The organism is Salinicola corii (assembly GCF_008298015.1).
GTDB lineage: Bacteria > Pseudomonadota > Gammaproteobacteria > Pseudomonadales > Halomonadaceae > Salinicola > Salinicola corii.
Genome location: NZ_VTPX01000004.1, coordinates 1 through 21,955 on the forward strand (window position 1 = coordinate 1; position 21,955 = coordinate 21,955).

Here is a 21,955-nt window from a genome sequence, read left to right on the forward strand (position 1 = left end):
ATGAACGCCCTCGTCAAACGCTGGGTTGGCGGCCACCCCTTGAGGTTTTTACGGAAGTCCTGCAGCGCTCTGTTGCTGGGCAGGGCAATCGTGTCCACTAGCGTTGCGCTTGGAACTTGAGACCGCCTATCCTCACCGGACATATCAACGACCTGATAAGGAAGAAACTCAATGCCATTCTTCAAATCCGACTTCAACTCCATGAGTCGAATGTACTTATCCAGTTTATCCTGGAGTTCTTTATCGTCGGTCTCGTCTCTTTTGTCTTTCAGGTTCTGCATGAAGAGATCACCTACGGCAAGAGACTCCCCATCTTTTTCAACCGTGGTTTCCGCTCCCATCAGGTCCGTTTCGCTCGCGAGTGGCAGATCCCGGTCCCGGAAGGGGTCATCGGCATCACCGCGATGCTTGTCTGCGGCATAGTCCGTAATAGTTTCATAGTGCTGTGGAGTTCCGGATTCAAGCACTACCCACGTTTCACCATCTTTATGGACGAGCTTGACGCCTTCGACGAGTCTGCCCTTCTCGTCGGTAACGTTCTCGACTTCATCGTCTCCACTCAACACGGGGATGTCATCGCTGCCATTGAGCAGTTTATAATCGCCGCTATCGATTTTTTCTTCGATTCCATCCCAAGTATCTTTGAGATTCTTGATTTTTTTATAGGCCTCGGGCGTATACTCCTCCGAAACAGCATAGCGTTTGCCATCACTACCCTTATAGATAATGGTCCCGCCCTCGGCACTAAACGAAGTAATATCATCGACAATCTGAACGCCGGAGGGGAGGTCATACTTAATATCCCAGCGTTTGGAATACTCGACATCACTCAGGCTGGTAGGAGTGGTAACTTTAGAATCGGGGGTAATGACCTCGAAGCCCTGATTCTTTTTCCGGTCGAGCCAGCTCTTGTCGCCCTTTGGGATGTCAGCGCTCGACCATGCATACTCGTCATCGAGACTCTCGACCGCACCGTCGTTCTTGAGTGCTTGCACTTTCTCGTAGAACTCGGGTGTGATGTCCTTGTGTACCAGGAACTTGTCGCCGCTCTTGGTTCTAACCTCGAGCATGTCAAACCTGTAGGACATGACGACACCGCCACCACCGACGTACTCGTCGCTGACGTATTCAATGTCGTCTTCCGAGACAGGCCCGTCTATGGTCGCGAGCGGTGGTTTTCCATCCATGTAAGAGGCATATTCATCACTCTCCAGCTTATAGAGCATCTCCAGGCCCTCGTCGCTTCGCTCGGGGGTTGGGAGAGTGAGGCCAATAGGCCCCTTGATGGGGGCAGGGTCTTTCACGTGCCGAGAACTTCCTATCAACAGTTGTTCGAACCCGCCAGAAGGAGTTTCGTTCCGGGGATCCGAGCGATGCTCGCTGTCTCTTGATTCGATAGGCATTTGATTCACTCCTGATAATCATTGTCTGAATCATAATCGCTGTAATCGGCACGGCTGCTTTAATAGCAATATTTCAAAACACCCCACGCACGAACAAGCATCTATTTTGAACCATTAAAAACAACTTGTGGATGGCATCTCATGTTATTGAGGGGTCCACCATGGAAGTCATCCCATATTACCTATCCACATCATTTTGCCAGACGATGCGTATTGTCTTTTGGTTGTCGTCATGTGTGATCGAGAAACAGGTGGTTTCTGATTGTTTTGGGATCACCCGAGCGCTCGAGCATGAAATCTCTCGAGCGGATCTGAAGCAGTTTGTAGTCCATCGTTAATTACTCTTCAAAAACAGAAGGTTGATATCGAAATTCGTCGAGCTTGTTCTATGTCATCCAATTGACATCCCGGCGTCACGGTAGCGTCACGCATCAGCGCCAGACTGCAAACGTTTTCATCGTTGCAGGCAAAGTCGCTGTCATGCCGCTATCACGTCCCTCATTGGTTCAGATCGCCGAGCAGGTCGGGGTTTCTCCGGCGACGGTGTCTCGTGCGTTCAATCGCCCGGAGCTCCTCAACGACGCGACGCGGGAGCGAATCCTGACGACGGCAAAACGCTTGGGATTCCGGCCAAACAGGGTCGGCAGCAGCCTGCGCTCGGGGAGCACGAAGACCTTGGGACTGTTGTTGCCGACTCTGGCCAATCCGGTCTTCGCGGCCTGTTTCGAGGGCGCCGAAGCGCGAGCCTTGGAGGCAGGCTACAGCGTGATGCTGGCGACTACGGGATATGACAGCCAGCGCGAGCGGACAGCGGCGCGAAGTCTGCTCGATCACCGTGTCGAGGGGTTGATCCTGACCGTCTCCGACCCGAGCGCCAGCGCCACTCTCGACGAGTTGACCGCCAATGACGTCCCGTTCGTGCTGGCCTACAACGAGAGCGATCGGCATCCGTTCGTCAGCGTCGACAATCGCGCCGCCGCCGGCGACATGGTCGAGCATCTGGCGGCATGTGGGCATCGCCAACTCGCCATGATCAGCGGCCCGCTCGACGCTTCCGACCGCGCCTCGAAGCGTCTTGATGGCGTGCTGGATCGTGCCGCCCGCCTGGGCCTGCCCGCGCCGACCCATGTCTCGATGCCCCGGCACACCGCGGCGGACCGAGCTCGTCTGAGGAGCCTGCTCTCCTCGCCCAGGCCGCCCACCGCGCTGTTCTGCTCCAACGATCTGCTCGCCACCGCCGTGATCTTTGAACTGGCGGCGCTCGGTTTTCGCGTGCCCCGGGATCTTTCGGTGTGCGGCTTCGACGCCATGGCCTTCGGCGCGCTGATGGTGCCGTCACTGGCCAGCGTCCACCAGCCCAGCACCGAGATCGGCAGCCAGGCCTGCCAAGAGTTGCTCAGCGCGCTCGGCGGCGAAGGCAGCCGCTCCCTGCGCCTACCCCATCGCTTGTTTGGCGGCGGTACCGTCGCCAGTTTGCCGCACCACGCCGTTCATCCATCGCATCGCTACCCTTGAGGATCGGTTCATCATGTTGAAACACACGCTACGCGCCGCCGCCATGGCGTTGGGAGTTACCGGCGCTGCCCTGGGCTCGCTGCCGGCTCAGGCCGCCGACAACGCCATCTGCTACAACTGCCCGCCGGAGTGGGCCGACTGGGGCGCCCAGTTGAAAGCGATAGAGGCCGACACCGGCATCCACGTGCCGCAGGACAACAAGAACTCCGGCCAGTCGCTGGCTTCGATCACCGCCGAGAAGGACAACCCGGTCGCCGATGTCGTCTACTACGGTGTGACCTTCGGCATCCAGGCCGCCGAGCAGGGGCTGGTACAGGGCTACAAGCCGGCCCACTGGGACGAGATACCCGACGGTCTGAAAGATCCCGACGGCAAGTGGTTCGCCATCCACTCCGGGACGCTGGGCTTCATGGTCAATGTCGATGCGCTAGGCGATACGCCGGTGCCGCAATCCTGGAACGATCTGCTCAAGCCGGAATATCGCGGCCTGGTAGGCTATCTCGACCCCTCCTCGGCCTTCGTCGGTTACGTCGGCGCGGTAGCGGTCAACGGCGCGCTGGGTGGCTCGCTGAAGGACTTCACCCCGGCGATCGAGTGGTTCCAGAAGCTGCAGGAAAACGACCCCATCGTGCCCAAGCAGACCGCCTACGCCCGTGTGCTCTCCGGCGAGATTCCGATCCTGCTCGACTACGACTTCAACGCCTACCGTGCGCGTTACGACGACAAGGTCAATGTGCAGTTCGTGATTCCGCAGGAAGGCACCGTCACCGTGCCCTACGTGATGAGTCTGGTCGCCAACGACCCCAACCCGGAAGCGGGCAAGAAAGTGCTCGACTACGTGCTTTCCGACAAGGGTCAGTCGATCTGGGCCAACGCCTATCTGCGTCCCGTCCGCCCCGGCGCGGTATCGAAGGAAGCCCAGGCGAAGTTCCTGCCGGATAGCGACTACGCCCGCGCCGACACCGTCGATTACGCCGCCATGGCGGCAGCCCAGCGCGACTTTTCCCAGCGCTACGCCAACGAGGTGGATTGAGATGGGTCGTCGCGCCTGGCTGATCATCGCCATTCCGGCCGTGACGCTGTTCATCGCCTTCTGGCTGCTGCCGATGGCCAAGCTGGCCGGGCTGGGCGCGGCGACGCCTCAGGGCATGGACGTCTCCGCCTACTGGCTGGTGCTGACCCAGCCGCGCTACTGGCAGAGCCTGGCCAACACCGTAGGGCTGTCGTTGGCGGCAACGCTTGCCACGCTCGCGATCGCGCTACCGGTCAGCCGATTTCTCGCCCGTCACCCGGCGTTTCCCGGGCGGCGGGTGCTGATGTCGCTGCTGATCTTTCCGCTCGCCTTCCCGGGCGTGGTGGTGGGCTTTCTGGTAATTCTCGCCACGGGCCGCCAGGGCGTGCTCAACACGCTGGCGAAAGCGATCTCGGGTGAACCGATGGTGCTCGCCTACGGCATGGCGGGACTGTTCATCGGCTATCTCTACTTCCTGTTGCCACGCACCATCGGCGTGCTGATGGCAGCAGTGGAAGGGATCGACAAGCACTGGTTGGAAGCGGCGCAAACGCTGGGCGCAAGCCCCTGGCGACGCTTCGTGGATATCGAACTGCCGGCGCTGACCAGCGCGCTGACCGCCGCCGGGGCGATGTGCTTCGCCACCGCCATGGGCGCTTTCGGCACGGTATTCACGCTCGGCACCAAAATCGACGTGCTGCCGATCACCATCTACGACGAGTTCACCAACTACGCCAACATCCCGGTTGCTGCGGCACTCTCCGTGGTGCTGGGGCTGGCCACCTGGGCGGCACTCTATATCGCCAACACGCTCGCCAGCCGTTCGGCACAAAGGCGCTGAGATGGCTCGTGGAATCTGCGTGGCTTTGACTGAAAAGTCGGCGAGCGACGATCAGACAAGGCAAAAATCGGCGAGAAGACGGAGTTTACAGGGTGTAAATGAGTATTTTGAGCCGATTTTTAACGCAGTATGAGCAAGCGCAGGCACTTTTCGGACAATGCCAATGACACATTCTCGCTTCGATACCCGGCTGGGCCTGACGATTACCCTCGTCGTCACTGCCTTTCTGATCGGCCCGGTGCTGCTCTCCGTCACCGCCGGGCTGACGAAGAACTATTTCGTCGGGCTATCCAGCGGCCTGACGCTGGACTGGGTGACGCAGGTCTGGGATCTCTATGCCGACACGATCTGGCGCTCCTACGGCGTGGCACTGGCCACGCTCGCCACCACAACGCTCATCGGCGTACCCGCTGCCTGGGTGCTGACGCTGTTCCCCGGTCGGCTTTCCCGCCTGCTCGAGGAGCTGCTGACGCTACCCGTCGCCGTGCCAGGGCTCGCCACCGCGCTGGCCTTGATCGTCTCCTGGGGCAGCGTCGGCTGGCTGCGCAGTAGCGTTCTATTCATCGTCATCGGGCACGTGCTGTTCACGCTGCCGTTCATGGTCCGTGCGGTGCGCGCCGGGATGCAGGGCGCCGATCTCGTGGTGCTGGACGAAGCCGCCGCGACCCTCGGCGCCAGCCGTCGCCAGCGCTTCTTCGACATCATCGTGCCTGCCGCCCGCAGCGGCATCGTCACCGGCGCACTGACCGTGGTGACGCTTTCCATCGGCGAATTCAACCTGACCTGGCTGCTGCACACGCCGCTGACCAAGACGCTGCCGGTCGGGCTCGCGGACAGCTACGCCTCGATGCGCCTCGAGGTCGCGTCTGCCTACACCCTCGTTTTCCTGTTGATGCTGTTGCCACTGATGGTCGGGCTGCAATGGTTCGCGGCCCGCACCACGCGCACCGGCAGCATCACGCTTGGAGCTTCGACATGACCCTTGCTTCCTCCCTTCAGGCGCTTTCCATCACCCTGACCCACTGCGCCAAGACCTGGCCCGACGGCAGCCGAGCGCTGGAGCCGCTGAACCTGGAAGTGCGCGCCGGCGAAACCCTCGCCCTGCTCGGCCCCTCCGGCTGCGGCAAGACCACGCTCCTGCGCATGATCTGCGGCCTGGAAAAGACCGACGCCGGCGGTACGATTCGCTTCGGCAGCGACGATGTCACCAGGACAGCGCCGGAGGCGCGAGGCGTCGGTGTGGTGTTCCAGGGCTACGCGCTGTTTCCCAACATGAACGTGGCGCAGAACATCGGCTACGGACTCAAGATCCGCGGCGTGGATAGCGTCACCCGGCACCGCCGCGTGACCGAGATGCTCGAACTGGTCGAGCTGGAGGCACTCGCCGAGCGGCGCATAGATCAGCTCTCCGGCGGACAGCGTCAACGCGTGGCGCTGGCCCGTGCGATCGCTATCGAGCCCCGCGTACTGCTACTCGACGAGCCGTTGACCGCGCTCGATGCCCGGCTGCGCCAGCAGCTGCGGGTGGATCTCTCGGCGCTACTCAAGAAGCTCGGCATTACCTGCGTGATCGTCACGCATGATCAGGAAGAAGCGATGATGCTCGGCGACCGGGTGGCGGTGATGTCCGCCGGGCGGCTTGAACAGCTAGGCAATCCCGAAATGCTCTATCGTCAGCCCGCTTCGAACTTCGTCGCCGATTTTCTCGGCACGCTCTGTCATCTGCGGGGCGGCCCCGTAAAGCATCATCATGGCGTCGACTCGCTGACTTTCCGGCCCCACGAAGTGCAGCTCCAGGCGCCCGGCCATGGCCTGGCCGCCAGCATCCGAGCGCGCTTCTATCTCGGTAGCCATGTCCGCTTCGAACTCGTCCTCGACGACGGCCAGCCATTCACCGCGCTGGCTGGACCCGACGCCCCGTGGCAGCCGGGCGATAGCGTATCCATCACGTTGAATCAGACCCACGCCGCCTGAACCAGGGAGTCATCTTTCATGCTGATCGCCCAGATCACCGATCTGCACATTCGCCAGCCGGGCCGGAAGGCCTACCGCGTGGTGGAGACCGACCGCTACCTGCCGCCGGCCATTGCCGCACTCAACGCGCTCGCTCCCCGGCCCGACGTGGTCCTGATCACCGGCGATGCCACCGATTTCGGCCGGCCGGAAGAGTACGCCACGCTGGCCGAACTCCTCGCGCCGCTGGAGATCCCCTGGTATCTGATCCCCGGTAACCACGACGATCGCCAGGCGATGCGCGACGCCTTTCCCGCCCACGACTATCTCGGCGACGGCCCGTTCATCCAGTACGCCATCGAACGCTTCCCGCTGAGGATGCTGGCGCTGGATACCCTGGTGCCGGGCGAGAGCCACGGCGAACTCTGCGCCGAGCGACTCGACTGGCTCGCCACGCGGCTGGCCGAGCAGCCCGAACGCCCAACCCTGATCTTCATGCACCACCCGCCATTCGCCACCGGCATCGCGCACATGGACGCCATCGGCCTGGCCGGCGCCACCGGGATGGCCGCGATCGTGGCCGATTACCCCAACGTGGAGCGCATTATCTGCGGCCACGTGCATCGCACGATCTTCCAGCGCTTCGCCGGCACCATCGCCAGCTGCTGCCCCAGCACCGCCCATCAGGTCGCCCTTGATCTGCGCGAGGACGGCCCCTCCGCCTTCGTCATGGAACCGCCGGGGTACCAGCTCCACCTCTGGCGCGCCAATGAACTGATCACCCACCACGGCGTGATCGGCGACCATGCCGGGCCCTATCCGTTTCACGAGGAAGGCGACTTGATCGATGAGTGACAGGACCGGAGCGGATTTCCCTGCCGCAAGATCTTGCAAGTTCATCTAGCTGCAACAGGCTTACAACATTCGAGGCATAGGGTCGGCAGACACATTCGTCTTTCATTTCTCGCCGACAGTACAAAGGATGCTCGCCATGTCGCTGTTCTCCCGTCTCGCCTCACCCTATCGCTTCCACGATGACGTCACGACGGCAGCCTTCGGAGGGGGGTCCTGGCACGGCCAGTCGTTGCTCGGCAACCTGTTCGAGCGGATCGATCATTTCCTGGATGACCTGTTCGACTGGCTGGGCGGCAACCACGGCGGACACGGCGAGCCGCCTGCCGAACCCGCCGCCCCGACCATCCAGGTCATCGACGACGCCACCCATCGACTGCCGCTGACCGATGATGGCGGCACAATCCGCGGCGTCATCGGCGACCCTACCGACCCGGCGCTGACCAACGGCATTGCCCTCGAGTTCTCCGATGCCGATACCGCGCGCCACGACCTGCAGGTGACCGTCGAGAGCAGCGACGACGGCGTGGCCCGTGCCGCGCTGGACGACAATGACGTGCTGCGCATCGCCCCGGTGAGTACCGGCAACGCCACCATTACGGTGACCGTTAGCGACGGCGAGCGCGAGAGTCAATACACCTTCGACTATGCCGCTGCCGACAGCACCGCGACCAACAACGACGCCCGTTTCCATACCGGGGCGTCCGACACCTCCGCCGCCATCGTCATCGGCGACGACATGATCCTGGTCGGCGACGACGAGGACCAAACGCTGCGGCTCTACGATCACGACCGTTCCGGTGCGCCGCTGGCTAGCTTCGATCTCGACGCGGCGCTGGGCCTGGAGGAGGGCGACGAGGTCGATATCGAATCGGTGGTCGACGCCGGCAATGGCACTTACTACTGGCTCGGCTCGCTCTCCAACAGCGAGCGCTCGACAGTCTTCGCCACCCACATTACAGGGAACGACGCCGATTCGCTCCAGGTCGAAGTGACCGGACAGTTCGACGGTCTCTATCAGGCAATCGCGGATTGGGCCGCGCAGAACCGTCCGGACGTCGACTTCAGCGCCTTCGAAATCGAGGGATCGGCGTACGCGAACGGCACGCTCTATCTCGGCCTGCGCGCGCCCATCGACAGCGACGGCCGCGCGCTGGTGCTACCGGTGGCCAACGTAGACGACCTGATGGCCGCCGGTAACGCGAACGAGGCCGAATTCGGCCCGGCGATCGCACTCGATCTCGACGGCCGCACCATCCGTGATATCAAGGCCGTCGGCGATGGCACCTGGCTGATCAGCGCCGGACCTGCGAACCCGGGCGACGACGATGGCGACGACGGAAACGATGACTTCCAGCTCTACCGATGGGACGGCGCGCACAAGGTGGCGCAGGTGGAGGGAGTCGATCTCAACACCAACGCCGAGGCGACCGGCGGCACCGCCGAAACGCTGAGCAACATTCAAGTTCACGCCGACGGCTCGGTCAGCGTCGACGTCGAATACGACAACGGCACCGCCGACTGGTCCGGCGACGGCATCGAGTCCAAGGACCTGGACGACGCCATCCAGACCTTCACTTCCTCCACGGTCACCTTCGACGCGCTGCCGAGTCTCGACCCACAGCCCGGCGATGTGGCCTTCACGGCCGTCGACGAAAACGACTCGAGCTTCAGCTTCGTCGCGCTCGCTGCGATCACCCCCGGGGCCACGCTGATTTTCGAAAGCGGCGATTCCCGTGTCACCTGGACGGCGCCGGAGAACGGCGTGGCCGCAGGCAGCGTAATCGGTTCCGACACCCATGCCGATCAATTCGACGGCGAACTGGATCTGTCGCTGGACAACGGCGTGACGGTAAGTGATGTCGACGGCGAGGCACGCTATCGCTTGGGGGTGAATGACGACGACGCCGATCTGTCACTACCGGCCGGTGACGAGGCATGGCAATACGTCGGCGCCACCGACGGCACTGCGGTAGCGCTGCACGACGCACTGAACGACGCCGACAATTGGCAAAACGGCGATAGCGATGGCGGCGACGAGAATTTCATCGTAGAGACCGGCCACGCACCGCTGGGTGACCCCGAACCGCAGGACCTCGGCATCGCCGTCAGCGAGATCTGGTCCGGCCAATCCGGCAGCGACGTCACCGAGGACTGGTTCGAGATCACCAACAACAGCGACGAGACGATCGACTTCGGCCAGACGCCGCTCTACTACGACGACGACAGCGCCGACCCGGAGGATGCCGCCCAGATCCAGGGACTGACGACCCTCGCCCCCGGGGCCACCGCCATCGTGATGGTCGACGGCGACGGGGAAGCGGCCGACGAGTTCCGCCAGGCCTGGAGCTCGGACGCCGACCTCGACGGCGTCGAGGTCGGTTACACCGGCAGTGCCGCCGGGCTCGGCGGTGGCGGCGACCAGGTCACCCTGTGGCTCGGTGAGCCCGGCCGCGACACCCTGGCAGCCGCCACGAGCTATCCGGATACCGACGACAACGACGCTGCCTCCTGGGATGTCGCCAACCAGCGCTTCACCACCCTGGACAACGGCGGCGTCGCCAGCGACGCGCTCGGCGGCGACGATGACGACACCCCCGCTATCGCCACCCCCGGCAGACTGACCGCCGACGAGAGCGATGGCGGAAACGAAGGCGGCCTGCTGATCTCGGAATACGTCGAGGGCAGCGGCTACAACAAGGCGGTAGAGCTGACCAACAGTGGCGGCGACACCCTGTCGCTCGAAGGATTCCAACTCTCGCTCTACGCCAACGGCAGCGAGACGGCGACCGCGAGTGTCGATCTCGGCACCTTCGCCGACTCGCTCGCCGCCGGCGAGACTCTGGTGATCGCCAACTCGCAGGCGGATGCCGATCTGCTTGCGCGCAGCGACACCACCAGCGGCGTGATCAACTTCAACGGCAACGACGCCGTCGCCCTCACCGATGTCGATGGCGCGCTCGTCGATATCGTCGGCACGGTCGGTGATGCCACCCCCTTTGCCCAGGACGTGACGCTGCGCCGCGATGCCGAGGTCACTACCGGTAGCGACAGCTTCGACGCCAGCCAGTGGCAGCAGCTGCCTCAGAACACCTTCGATGGACTCGGCCGGCCTGGCGACCAGACCGAAGACGGCAGTGGAAACGATGGAGATACCGGCGGGGACAGTGGCGAAACACTGCCTCCGCCAGGCGCGGTCACGCTGATCTCCGCTGTCCAGAGCAGCGGCATGATCAGCCCGCTCGAGGGCCAGCAGGTCACCCTCGACGCCGTCGTCACTCTGACCTCGCAGGCCGGTCTCGATGGTTTCTTCATCCAGGAGCAGGACGCCGATTGGGACGACAATGCCCAAACCTCCGAGGGTCTGTTCGTCTACGCACCGGAGGCCGACGTCGCAGTAGGCGATCAGATCCGCGTCTCCGGCACCGTCACCCAGTACGAGGGCAAGACCGAACTCTCCAATGTCAGCGCGCTTGAGGTCGAGGCACGGGATCAGGCACTGCCCTCGATCTCCGAACTGACGCTGCCAATCGCTGACAAGTCGACGCTCTCCGCCTTCGAGGGCATGCGCGTGGCCATGAGCGGTGATAACGACTCGCCACTCACCGTCACCGACACCTACGAGCTCGGCCGCTACGGCACGGTGACGTTATCCTCCGGCGGACGGCTCGAGCAGTACACCGAGCACCACACCCCGGATCAGGCCGGTTATCAGCAGTGGCTGGACGAAGCCGAAAGCCGCTCCATCGTGCTCGACGACGCCAGCAACACGCAGAATCCGGAGAGCGTGATCTTCGGCCGCGACGGTGAGCCGCTGTCGGCGGATAATACCCTGCGCGGCGGCGATACCCTGGATCAGGCGACCGGCGTGCTCGACTTCAACTACCAGCAGTGGCGCCTGCAAAGCAGCGAGGGCCAGGATTTCCAGGCCACCAACGAACGCCGCGACACGCCGGACGTCGATGCACTCGGCGACGCCTCGCTCAAGATCGCCTCGTTCAACGTGCTCAACTACTTCACCACGCTGGACGAGAATGGCAACAGCGTCACCACCCCGGCGGGCACAGAGCACGACCCGCGCGGCGCGGACAGCGCTCTGGAGCTGGCCCGCCAGCAGGACAAGATTGTCAGCGCCATCAACGGCAGCGACGCCGACGTGGTCGGGCTGATGGAAATCGAGAATGACGGCTACGGCAAGGATAGCGCCATCGCCAATCTGATCGACGCCCTCAACACCGACGATCCGGACGCCGAGTGGGCATACGTGACCCCGAAAGACACCGGGGGCGATACCGTGGCGCCGGGCGGCGATGCCATCGCCGTGGGCATGATCTACAAGGCGGGCTCGGTGACGCCGGAGGGCGACGCCGCGGTCTACGAGGGCGATTTCGCCGCAGGCAGCCGCGTACCGATTCTGCAGACCTTCAGCGACAACACCAGCGGCGAGACCTTTTCGGTGGCGGTCAACCATTTCAAGTCCAAGGGCAGCGTGATCGATGGCCAGGACGCTATCGGCGACGGCCAGGGCAACAACAACCCGGCCCGCGTCGAAGCCGCCGAGCAGCTCGCCGACTGGGTCGCCAGCGACCCCACCGGCAGCGGCGACAGCGACGTGCTGCTGATCGGCGACTTCAACAGCTACGCCAGCGAGGATCCCATCACCACGCTCGAAGGCGACGGCTTCTCGCTGCTCGACGATGACGACTCCTACAGCTACGACGGCCAGTGGGGCTCGCTGGATCATGCCCTGGCCAACGAATCGATGAACGCGCAGGTGACCGGCACCACCACCTGGCATATCAACGCCGACGAGCCGACGGTGTTCGACTACAACACCGAGTACAAGTCCGAAGAGCAAGTGGAGTCGTTCTACGACGACGGCCCCTACCGCGCCTCGGACCACGACCCGGTGATCGTCGGGGTCAATCTCGGCAGCAATGCCGAGAGCACGTCGCTGATGGGATAATCGCGGATGGCTGGGAAATGGTGGCGAATAGCTGGTGAGATGCTGGCGGGTCGCTGATGAGAAGCGGAAGGGCTCGTATTGCACTCGTCATGCTTCAGGATGTGAACGCCATCACCGAGATCATCTGGATATCCACGTAATCTCGACATTCATGTCATCTCGACAACCCTGTAACTCACGCAAAAAGCAAAAAAGAGGGGCGCCGCGGCGCCCCTCTCCTGGGGCAGGACGGCGGATCCGTAGCTGCCATCTCGTTCTCGACGATCGAGTGATATGGCATAACGGTTTGCAAACGCGGTGTATCAACCAGCGGGAGGGCGAGATTCGGCGCGAGACGGCACCTCTGTGCTCCCGACACCGAGGTCGGCGCGCTCCTTGGTGTTCATGGCCGTGGCCGGGTCGCGAATGTCGGGCGTATCGCCATCGAGCGGCCGTCGCCACGACTCAGGCAGTGGATCCAGCGGCCGCGGCGGGCCGATGATCTGCTGGATCGAGGTCATGACATCGGCCAGATCCTGCGTAGACAGGGTGCCCACTGACGCCTGGAGTTGCAGGCGGTCGAGCAGCAGCTGACGAAAGGCGTCGACGTACTGGATGCGCTGGTCGAACAGATCGGCACGGGCGTCGAGCACGTCGACCAGATCGCGTAGACCCAGGGCGGCGCCTCGGTCCGCTGCCTCCAAATAAAGCTCACCCGAGCGGATCGACTGAGCCAGGGCGGCCAGTCGACCCTGCTCGCCGATGATCCCGCGCCGGCTCTGGCGCAACTGTTCCAGCGCCTGGCGCCGCGCACTGTCGATATCCGACCTGCTGGCGCGAGCCAGCAGGTCGCCCTGACGCACGTCGGCGCGGGTGTAACCGCCGCGGAAAAGGTTGACCCGAGCCTGGATCGCGGCACTGGTGTCTTCGCTGGCACGGTAGGGATCGTCGGAGTTGCGATCCTGCCAACTGAGGTTGAGCGACACTTCAGGGTAGTAGCCTGCCTGGCGCAGGTCATGATCGCGGTCGGCGACCCGAAGCCCTTGCTGCGCCAGTTCGATATCGGCATTGGCGTCTACGCGCGTTTCCAGTGTCTCCAGCGGCGGCGGCTGGGGAAACTCGACATCGGTCAGCGCGGTCAACGAGAACCCGTCGAAATCCGCCCTCTCTCCGGTCAGGCGCTCGAGAGTGGCCAGAGCGTCGTCGGTCTCGTTACGCGCCAGTGCAATGTCGGCCCGAGTTCGATCGAGCGCGGATTGCGCCGCCAGCAGATCGATGCGATCACCGATGCCCAGTTCGTAAGCCTTCCGCGCCTGAGCCAGTTGCAGTGCCAGCGAGGCGCGCTTTCCCTCGAGCAGCCGCGCCCGGCGCGAGGCAAAAAAGGCCTTGAGATAGGTTTCCGAGGTCTGCAGCGCCAGGTCGCGCTCGGCGACGGCAATCTGCAACGAGGCCTGATCCCGCTGCGCATTGGCGCGCTGCACCTGGCGGATGCGCTCCATTGAGAAGAGCGTCTGGGTCAACTGCAACTGGCGGGTATTGTCTGTGCTATGCCCTTCGCAGCGCCGTTCGTAGGTGTCGCCGCCGATCAATTCGCCGGTTTCCGGATTGGTTTCGCAGGTACTCAGACCGCCGTCGGTATAGATGTTGTCGCTGTCGGTGTAGCTGTAGACGTAGCTCGCATCGAGGCTCGGCAAGAGCCCCGCCCACGCCTTGGGTACATCCTGTCCCCGCGCCTCGGCGCGCAACCGCTGCGATTCGAGGTCGGCATCGGCGCGGAGGGCGCGTTCGAAGAGCCCGGGCAGCGACGGAATCGAGATCCTGTCTTCGTTCGCAGCAGCCGACTCGCCAGCGGCGAGTGCCGAGCCCCGGGCGGTCGTATCCGCTCCGGCGACGCGTGCCAGCGTATCGGCCTGGCCGTCGAGCCGGATATCGATCGTGCTCTCGGCTCGGGTCTCGACCCGTCCCAGGAACGAGCCCGTCTGCGCCCCCGCGGGTGACACGCCAAGGACCAATGACAGTGCCAGGGCGACACCACGGGCGGGATACGTGAATCTCGGCATCGTTCAATCCTGTCGCAGCGCGCGATGCAGCATATCGGTCACCGGCTGCAGCAGGTACTCGGCCAAGGTCTTCTCGCCGGTCTCGATCATCACCTCGGCGGGCATGCCAGAGAGCAGTTGCAGATCGTCTCCCAGCTTTGCCTTGCCCTCGGGGGAGACACCGATTCGCGCCTTGTAGTAGTTGGCACCGGTGGACTCGTCCTCGAAACTGTCGGCGGAGACGTGGCGCACCACGCCCGCTACCACCGGCACGCGGCGCTGGTTGAATGCGCTGAAGCGGATGTTGGCGTGCTGTCCGGGGTAGACGTTGTCGACCTCCTGGGCCGGAATTCGCGCTTCGATCATGAAGCCGTCGCTGGCGGGAACGATGTTCATGATCGGCTTCCCGGGCTCGATCACGGCACCGATGGTGTGGGTGGTCAGCCCCACCACGGTGCCGGCTACCGGCGCGGTGATAGTGGTACGCCGCACCTGGTCGTTCAACGCCAGCGCCTTCTCGCGTGAGCTATCGAGCTGGCTCTGCGCCTCGCGCAACTGCTCGTTGACTTCCTTGTGGTAGTCCTGGCGCTGCACCTGGGCACGCAGGGTGTTCTCGCTGATCTGCGACTTCAACTGGGCGATCTGGGCCTTGGACTGGGCGCTGTCGGCGCGGTACTGCAGCACCTGGCGCTCCAGTTCGCGAATGCGTTGGTTGTTGCCGAGTCCGGCCCGGAACAGAGAGCGGTAGTCTTCCGCTTCGTCATTCAGCGAGGCGACGCGGTCGCGGTTGATCGCCATGGTCTGCTGGAGCCCTTCGATCTGCTCGCGAAACTGCTGGCTCTGGGCCTGCAGGGCGCCGAGTTCACCCTCTAGCGAGCTGCGCCGGGAAAGAAACAAGCTCCGCTGCACCCCGAGCGTCTGCTCGCGGTCGGTGTTGCCCGTGGCCTGCGCGACCAGCGCCGGCGGGAACGTCAGAGTCTCGTCACCCTTCTGTTCGGCAACCAGCCGCGACTTCTGCGCCGCGGCGGTGAAGGCGTTGGCGCGAGCGATCTCGAGCTGCGACGCCGACTGGGTGTCGTCGAGCACCATCAGCGTTTCCCCCGCCGCCACCTGGTCGCCGTCATCGACATCGATGGCCGAGACGATTCCGCCCTCGAAGTGCTGCACGGTCTTCTTGAACGACTCCACCGATACCGTTCCCGTCGCGACCACCGCCACCGAGAGATTCGCCAGCACCGCCCAGGCACCGAATCCACCGAAGGCGATCAGCACGATCGCGATACCGATCCAGTGCACCGCGCGGCCGCTGGTGGGCAGTGCGCTCGAGCCCGGCGGAGCCGGCAGATCGTAGGGGGAGGCGGCGGCGACACTCATGAATGGGATTCTCTTGATGGGTCTTGGTGGTTTCGTTCAGGCTCGGGTAGGCGACGCGACTCATCGGGAGGCGGCACGCCCATCGGTTGGCGGCCGCGGCGTCTCCGCGGAAGACTTCACGGCAACGGAATCGGCGGCACGCAGATGGCGTTGCCCACCATTGAGCTGGGCGACGACCTCGGCCTTGGGGCCGTAGAGTCGCGGCTGCCCCTCTTGCAGCACCAGCAGCGTATCCACGCTCTTGAGCACGCGTTCGCGGTGCGAGATGACAAACAGCGTGGTACCAAGCGCCTTCAATCGAGCCAGCGCCTCTCCGAGCGCCCGCTCGCCGGCGTCGTCGAGATTGGCGTTGGGTTCGTCGAGCACCACCAGCACCGGATCGCCGTAGAGCGCTCGGGCCAGACCAATGCGCTGGCGCTGACCGCCGGAAAGCACACCCTGGGTCGAGGAGAGCATGGTGTCGTAACCATCGGGCTGGCACAGGATCATCTCGTGAACGCCGGCACGACGTGCCGCCTCGACGACGCGCTCGGCATCCACCTCGCCGAAACGGGCGATATTCTCGCTGATGGTGCCGTCGAACAGCTCGATATCCTGCGGCAGATAGCCCACGTAGGGACCCAGTTGATCCCGCGCCCACTGGACGATGTTCGCCCCATCGAGTCGCACGGTGCCGCTCTGGGCGGGCCAGATGCCCAGCAGCACTCGCGCGAGGGTCGACTTGCCCGAGCCGCTGGGGCCGATCACGCCGACGTGCTCGCCGCTGGCGACCTGGAAATTGAGCCCGCGCAGGGTCGCCAGCTTGCCCCCCGGCGGCGCGGCGACGATCTGCTCCAGACGCACTTCTCCCCGCGGAGCCGGCAGCGACATGCGCTCGGTGTTCTCCGGTACCGCACGCAGCAGGGTCTGCAGCCGGCCATAGGCGCCCCGCGCGGCCACGAACTGCTTCCAGGCGCCGATCACCTGGTCGATGGGCGCCAGGGCGCGTCCCATCAGGATCGAGCCGGCGATCATCATGCCGGGGGTCAGGTCGCCCTCCAGAACCAGCAACGCCCCGAGCCCGAGGATCAGCGACTGGGCCAGCAACCGGAACACCTTGGAGAGGTTGGTCAGCGTGCCGGCACGGTCGCTGGCCTGCGACTGCTGGATCAGAAAACGCTGATGACGCTCCGCCCAACGCCGCCGAATGCCGGGCATCATGCCCATGGCGTGCAACACTTCCGCGTTGCGCAGGTTGGCAATGGCCAGCGTCTGCGCCCGGATCTGCTCTTCGCCGGCAGTGGCGAGCAGACCCCGTGTCGCCCATTCATTGGCGATCGCCAGCAGGAACAGCAGAATGCCGGCGCCGAGGGCGAACACCCCGAACCAGACGTCGAACAGAAACAGCACGCCGATGTAGATCGGCGTCCAGGGCGCATCGAAGAACGCGAATAGTCCATTGCCGGAGAGGAACTGACGCAGATTGGCAAGATCGTTGAGGGGTTGTGCGCTGGCACGGCCGGGCTGACGCAGGCCATTGTCGAACATTGCCTCGAACAGCCGCTGACTGACCTGGGTATCGAGACGGTTGCCGAGGCGCACCAGCAGCCGCGAGCGGACCATCTCCAGCCCGCCCATCACGAAAAACAGGAAGACCACGATCAGCGTCAGCATGAACAGCGTATCCACGCTGCGCGAGGTGATCACCCGATCGTAAACCTGCAGCATGTAGAGCGGCGGCACCAACATCAGCAGGTTGATGAACAGACTGAACAGCGCCGCCGACAGGAACAGACGACGGCACGCCTTGAGAGCCCGCTGCAGTGTAGTGGGCACTGGTCGTGAGGTCATGGAGACTTCCATAGTGCGCGGTTCGGGCCGCGCCGTTGTCCAGAGAGCCGACGCGCCCTTGGCCATTCATTGCGCTTGCCGGGCGGCGGACGCACCTGACCGTAGCGCCAAAAGAAGTCAGTTGGATTGCAACCGCCATGCCACCACCTAGTGATGACACAAAGTAACCGTATGTTTACAAAAAGCGAGTACCGGCCACCGCCCGCGGCCCAGGCCGTGATCAGAGTGAGACGTTGGAGTAGCGCTGCAGCGAGTCGATCAGCGTTTCCGGCAGCAGGATGCCCTCCAGCTCGCCCTGGCGTCTCAAGTCGTAGCGTCGCTGTCCCGGGAGCCGCACGCCCTCTTGCGAGAGCATCGCCGAGAACAGCCGCTCCGCCCGGGACAGATAGCCGGCGCCGAAGCGAGCGGGGTCGATCGCCAGCAGCAGATGCGCCACATTGGGCGGCTCTCCCTCCGCGTCGAAGAACGAAGTCGCCTCGAAGCCGAAGTGACCGCCAGTGAGCCCGGCCGTGAGCAGCTCGATCATCAGTGCCAGCGAAGCGCCCTTGGCATCGCCCATGGGCACCATGCTGCCGGCGAGGGCGGCATCGGGATCGGTGGTGTCGCGCCCTTCGCTATCGATGGCCCAGCCGGCAGGTATTGTATCGCCGGCCTTCTTGGCCAACATCACCTTGCCCCGCGCCACCTTGGACAGCGACAGATCGATCACCAGCGGTTCGGCCGAGGCCCGCGGGGAAGCGAAGGCGATCGGGTTGGTGCCGAACAGCGGCACCTTTCCCCCCCAGGGCGCCATGGCGGAGGGCGCGTTGCTGAACGCCATCGCCAGCAGGCCGGACCGGGCCAGCGACTCCACCGGATGACCGGCAACGCCGAAGTGATGGGAGTGCCGGATCGCGATAGCGGCAACGCCCAATTCCTTCGCCACCGGCACAACGTGTTCGATCCCCGCCGTGATGGCCGGAAACGCCAGGCCGTGCCCGGCGTCGACGTGAACCACGCTGCCGCTGACCTGGACTTCAGGTACGGCGCCGCCAACGACCTTGCCGCTCAGGATCTGGTCGAGATAGAACGGCAATCGAGCCAGGCCATGGGAGGAGAGACCGTCGCATTCGGCGGCGACCAGCGCCCGGCTGGTGACTCCGGCCTCCCGAGCCCCCACGCCCACCCCCAGCAAGGCTTGCATGGCCAGTTCACGGGCCTGGGCAATCGATAGTCGCTGGCGGCTCATGCGTTGTCCTCCAGAATCCGGCTCACGTTGCGTGCGGTCATGGCGCTGATAGTGACGTTCGACTCATGGGTGACGCCGGCGACATGGGGCGTCAGGACCAGATTGCAGGCCCTGGCGCGCGTCAGGACGCTGTCGGCGGGCAGGGGTTCGCGTTCGAACACATCGAGCATGGCGCCACCGATGCGCCCTTCGCACAAGGCCTCGGTGAGCGCCGCCTCGTCGACGATCCCGCCGCGGGCGGTGTTGATCAGCACGCTGCCTTCGCGCATGGAGGCGATCGCGTCGGCGTCGATGAGATGGCGCGTCTGCTCGGTCAGCGGCACATGGAGGCTCACGCCGTCGCTGCGGGTCAGCAGGGCCTCGATCGTCTCGACGCGCTCCGCCATCTGCCAGGCCGGGTCGCTCGGATCGGCGAAGGGATCGAACGCGATCACGCTCATGCCCAGCGCCTGGGCGCGCCTTGCCACTTCTCTCGCGATACCGCCGAAGCCAACCAGCCCGAGCACGCATCCCTGGCTCTCATGACCGACCAGCGCCTGCCGCGGCCAGTCGCCATCGAGCACGGCGGCCGTCGAGTGATAGGCGCCGCGGCGCAGCATCAGCATGCCCGTGACGACATACTCCGCCACCGCCGAGGCATTGCCACCGGTGGCGGGAAGCACGGCGATGCCGCGCCCCTGGCAACGCGCCACGTCGATATTGTCCAAACCGACGCCGAGTCGGCCCACGGCCTCGAGGTCGGGAAAACGGGAAAGCAACGCCTCGTCGACACGGGTTCGATTGCGCACGATGAGCGCACGCACGCCCTCCCCCATCGACAGCAACCGTTCCCGGTCCTCGACCAGCGCGGCATCGAAGTGGACCGAATGACGCCGCGTCAGCGCCTCGACGGCGGCGGCATCCATGAACTCGCTGATCACCACGTCAACCATGTCATTACTCCCTCTGTCGGTAACAATCGTCGTAGGGCTGCCGCAGTCAGCCCCAGAATCGGCCTCTAGGCAACGGCACGTTCAGCAATCCCGCAAACAGTCCATAGAAGCCGGCGATGATCAACAGCAGGGTCACGAGATAGACCACCACGCGTCGCGCCGACCAGGCGTGAAAGTGGGCGATTCCCATCAGCAGCACGCAGGCCAGCACGCTCGAAGCCAGGAAGCCGAGCCACTTGAGCGTCAGGCTCCATGCCAGCACGATCACCACCAGCGCCAGTTGCCGCCCCCAGTGGCCGGGTGCCTGAGGCGATACCCGCTCCCGCCCCCGCAGCGCCTGTACCACGAGACAGCACCCGAAGATCAGCAATAGAACGCCGATCGTGCGTGGGAAAATGGCCGCCAGCATCGACATGTCGCGCGCGAACCAGAGCGCCCCGGCGGCCAGCACCACGGTAGCCAGACCCAGGGCGATCGACACGCCGGCAGATCCCGATGAGTGCACGTCAGGTCGACTGTTCATGAGCCACCACCTCCCCATGTGTGCGTTTTCGACGCGCGCTCCAGAGCGGGTAAAGCGCGAACAGAACGGTCAGCGCGATGATGCCGAGAGAGAGCGGGCGGCCGAAGAACACGCCGGCCACGGAGCCGGTAGCGTTGCCCATCAGATAGCCCTGCACAAAACCCTGCTCGGCGATCGGGCCGAGGATCAGCCCCAGCACGATCGGCGAGGGCTTGATGCCCCACCGCGCCAGCAACCACCCGGCGACGCCGAGCACCACCATCACCACCACGTCGAACGGATTGTTGCGAATGGCATAGGTGCCGATGACCGTCATGAACGCGATCGTCGGCACCAGGATGGCCTTGGGCACGCTCACGATGGACTTGAAGGCGTAGCGCCCGATCAACAGCCCGATGGGTAGCATGAGCACCGTAGCCACCAGCAGCCCGCCCATGAAGGTGTAGGTCACCGAGGCGTTGGTGGTGAACATCTCCGGCCCGGTGCGAAACCCCTGTACCAGCAGGGCACCGAGGATGACCGCATCCGGTGGTGTCCCCGGTATGCCGAGCACGAAGGTGGGGATGAAACCGCCGCCCACCGTGGCGTTGTTGGCCGTCTCGGTCGCGATGATGCCATCCGGCTCGCCCTTGCCGAACTGCTCCGATCGCGGCGACGCACGACGCGCCTCGGAGTAGGAGACGAGACTCGCGATGGAGCCTCCCGCGCCAGGCAGAATGGCGACGATTGTGCCAATAATGGCGCTGCGCAAGGCGTTCCACTTGCCTTTGAACATCAGCGTCACTCCTTCGCGAAAGCGCACCCCGCGGGAGGCCTCGGGCGGCTTCAGGTGCTCGCTCGGTGTCGCGACCAGCTCGATCAGGACCGGAATGCAGTAGAGCCCGATCAGTGCCGAGATCGTCTCGACCCCGCCCAGCAGAAACTGCGAGCCAAAGGTGTATCGGGTATCGCCCCCGACCACGGCGACGCCGACCGTCGACAGCAGCAGGCCGATCCCCGCCCCGATGAATCCCTTGAGCGTCGAGCCCTCCGACAGCGACGAGATCAGGGTCAGGCCGAAGATCGCCAGCCAGAAATATTCGACCGGGCCGAACTTCAGGGCCACCAGTGCCAGCAACGGCGCCAGGCAGAAGAGCGCCAGCCCCCCGACCAGGCCCCCGATCACCGAAGACAGCGTCGACAATGTGACCGCCAGATCGCCGTCGCCACGCCGTGCCATCGGATAGCCGTCGAACGTCGTGGCAATGGCCGAGGGCGTGCCCGGGGTGTTGACCAGGATCGCGGCGTAGGAGCCTCCGTAGATGGCGCCGGTATAGATCGCCCCGAGCAGGATCAGCGCCGATTCCGTCGGCATCCCGAAGGTCACCGGGACCAGCACGGCTACCGCCATGGTGGCCGAGAGACCGGGGAGCGAACCGATGATGATACCCGCCGCGACGCCGGCAACGGCGAGCAGCAGGTTGAACGGCGAAAGCGCGGCCAGCATAAAACCCAGAGTTTCCATGATC

The 21,955-nt window shown here is 64.2% G+C and carries 15 protein-coding genes; 7 read left to right on the top strand and 8 right to left on the bottom strand.

Annotated features, from left to right (window positions below):
* Positions 1–1,403, bottom strand: a 1,403-nt coding sequence (locus F0A16_RS08490) for a hypothetical protein (RefSeq protein ID WP_149434973.1), incomplete at its 3' end; no start/stop codon positions are given.
* Between the two features lie 480 nt (positions 1,404–1,883).
* Between F0A16_RS08490 and F0A16_RS08495 the strand changes: the two genes are divergently transcribed.
* The 7 genes from F0A16_RS08495 (at position 1,884) to F0A16_RS08525 (ending at position 12,542) form a co-directional block, all read left to right on the top strand.
* Complete coding sequence (locus tag F0A16_RS08495) at positions 1,884–2,918, top strand: LacI family DNA-binding transcriptional regulator (protein WP_149434974.1); 1,035 nt, start codon at positions 1,884–1,886, stop codon at positions 2,916–2,918.
* Between the two features lie 13 nt (positions 2,919–2,931).
* Positions 2,932–3,951 (top strand): ABC transporter substrate-binding protein, encoded by a 1,020-nt coding sequence (locus tag F0A16_RS08500; protein ID WP_149434975.1) that lies wholly within the window; start codon positions 2,932–2,934, stop codon positions 3,949–3,951.
* A gap of 1 nt (position 3,952) precedes the next feature.
* Positions 3,953–4,771 carry an ABC transporter permease gene (locus F0A16_RS08505; protein WP_149434976.1) on the top strand — a complete coding sequence of 273 codons (819 nt, stop codon included), beginning with the start codon at positions 3,953–3,955 and terminating at the stop codon, positions 4,769–4,771.
* A 163-nt stretch (positions 4,772–4,934) separates the two neighbouring features.
* Positions 4,935–5,750, top strand: a complete 816-nt coding sequence (locus F0A16_RS08510) for an ABC transporter permease (RefSeq protein ID WP_223119742.1) — start codon at positions 4,935–4,937, stop codon at positions 5,748–5,750.
* Positions 5,747–6,745, top strand: a complete 999-nt coding sequence (locus F0A16_RS08515) for an ABC transporter ATP-binding protein (RefSeq protein ID WP_149434978.1) — start codon at positions 5,747–5,749, stop codon at positions 6,743–6,745. The genes F0A16_RS08510 and F0A16_RS08515 overlap by 4 nt, the downstream gene beginning before the upstream one ends.
* Before the next feature lie 18 nt (positions 6,746–6,763).
* Positions 6,764–7,579 carry a phosphodiesterase gene (locus tag F0A16_RS08520; protein ID WP_149434979.1) on the top strand — a complete coding sequence of 272 codons (816 nt, stop codon included), beginning with the start codon at positions 6,764–6,766 and terminating at the stop codon, positions 7,577–7,579.
* Between the two features lie 136 nt (positions 7,580–7,715).
* On the top strand, positions 7,716–12,542 hold the full coding sequence (locus F0A16_RS08525; protein WP_187775951.1) for an ExeM/NucH family extracellular endonuclease: 4,827 nt from the start codon (positions 7,716–7,718) through the stop codon (positions 12,540–12,542).
* Positions 12,543–12,844: 302 nt separating this feature from the next.
* On the opposite strand, the gene F0A16_RS08530 is transcribed toward F0A16_RS08525, so the two are convergent.
* The 7 genes from F0A16_RS08530 to F0A16_RS08560 form a co-directional block, all read right to left on the bottom strand.
* Complete coding sequence (locus F0A16_RS08530) at positions 12,845–14,581, bottom strand: TolC family protein (RefSeq protein ID WP_239023764.1); 1,737 nt, start codon at positions 14,579–14,581, stop codon at positions 12,845–12,847.
* 3 nt (positions 14,582–14,584) lie between these two features.
* Positions 14,585–15,934, bottom strand: coding sequence for an HlyD family type I secretion periplasmic adaptor subunit (locus F0A16_RS08535; protein WP_149434981.1), 1,350 nt, complete (start codon positions 15,932–15,934; stop codon positions 14,585–14,587).
* Positions 15,935–15,994: 60 nt separating this feature from the next.
* Complete coding sequence (locus tag F0A16_RS08540) at positions 15,995–17,764, bottom strand: type I secretion system permease/ATPase (RefSeq protein WP_149434982.1); 1,770 nt, start codon at positions 17,762–17,764, stop codon at positions 15,995–15,997.
* A 220-nt stretch (positions 17,765–17,984) separates the two neighbouring features.
* On the bottom strand, positions 17,985–18,992 hold the full coding sequence (locus F0A16_RS08545; protein ID WP_149434983.1) for an Ldh family oxidoreductase: 1,008 nt from the start codon (positions 18,990–18,992) through the stop codon (positions 17,985–17,987).
* A complete protein-coding gene (locus F0A16_RS08550; RefSeq protein ID WP_149434984.1) occupies positions 18,989–19,924 on the bottom strand; it encodes a hydroxyacid dehydrogenase in 936 nt (311 codons plus the stop codon). The genes F0A16_RS08545 and F0A16_RS08550 overlap by 4 nt, the downstream gene beginning before the upstream one ends.
* 46 nt (positions 19,925–19,970) lie before the next feature.
* Positions 19,971–20,447, bottom strand: coding sequence for a tripartite tricarboxylate transporter TctB family protein (locus F0A16_RS08555; protein ID WP_187775952.1), 477 nt, complete (start codon positions 20,445–20,447; stop codon positions 19,971–19,973).
* Positions 20,431–21,951, bottom strand: coding sequence for a tripartite tricarboxylate transporter permease (locus tag F0A16_RS08560; RefSeq protein ID WP_149434986.1), 1,521 nt, complete (start codon positions 21,949–21,951; stop codon positions 20,431–20,433). The genes F0A16_RS08555 and F0A16_RS08560 overlap by 17 nt, the downstream gene beginning before the upstream one ends.
* Positions 21,952–21,955 lie beyond the last annotated feature (4 nt).

Coding starts and splice junctions, on each gene's coding strand:
- F0A16_RS08510 (WP_223119742.1), top strand. CDS start 4,935: ATGACACATTCTCGCTTCGATACCCGGCTGGGCCTGACGATTACCCTC.
- F0A16_RS08560 (WP_149434986.1), bottom strand. CDS start 21,951: ATGGAAACTCTGGGTTTTATGCTGGCCGCGCTTTCGCCGTTCAACCTG.
- F0A16_RS08500 (WP_149434975.1), top strand. CDS start 2,932: ATGTTGAAACACACGCTACGCGCCGCCGCCATGGCGTTGGGAGTTACC.
- F0A16_RS08550 (WP_149434984.1), bottom strand. CDS start 19,924: ATGGTTGACGTGGTGATCAGCGAGTTCATGGATGCCGCCGCCGTCGAG.
- F0A16_RS08540 (WP_149434982.1), bottom strand. CDS start 17,764: ATGACCTCACGACCAGTGCCCACTACACTGCAGCGGGCTCTCAAGGCG.
- F0A16_RS08520 (WP_149434979.1), top strand. CDS start 6,764: ATGCTGATCGCCCAGATCACCGATCTGCACATTCGCCAGCCGGGCCGG.
- F0A16_RS08495 (WP_149434974.1), top strand. CDS start 1,884: ATGCCGCTATCACGTCCCTCATTGGTTCAGATCGCCGAGCAGGTCGGG.
- F0A16_RS08535 (WP_149434981.1), bottom strand. CDS start 15,934: ATGAGTGTCGCCGCCGCCTCCCCCTACGATCTGCCGGCTCCGCCGGGC.
- F0A16_RS08545 (WP_149434983.1), bottom strand. CDS start 18,992: ATGAGCCGCCAGCGACTATCGATTGCCCAGGCCCGTGAACTGGCCATG.
- F0A16_RS08530 (WP_239023764.1), bottom strand. CDS start 14,581: ATGCCGAGATTCACGTATCCCGCCCGTGGTGTCGCCCTGGCACTGTCA.
- F0A16_RS08515 (WP_149434978.1), top strand. CDS start 5,747: ATGACCCTTGCTTCCTCCCTTCAGGCGCTTTCCATCACCCTGACCCAC.
- F0A16_RS08505 (WP_149434976.1), top strand. CDS start 3,953: ATGGGTCGTCGCGCCTGGCTGATCATCGCCATTCCGGCCGTGACGCTG.
- F0A16_RS08555 (WP_187775952.1), bottom strand. CDS start 20,447: ATGAACAGTCGACCTGACGTGCACTCATCGGGATCTGCCGGCGTGTCG.
- F0A16_RS08525 (WP_187775951.1), top strand. CDS start 7,716: ATGTCGCTGTTCTCCCGTCTCGCCTCACCCTATCGCTTCCACGATGAC.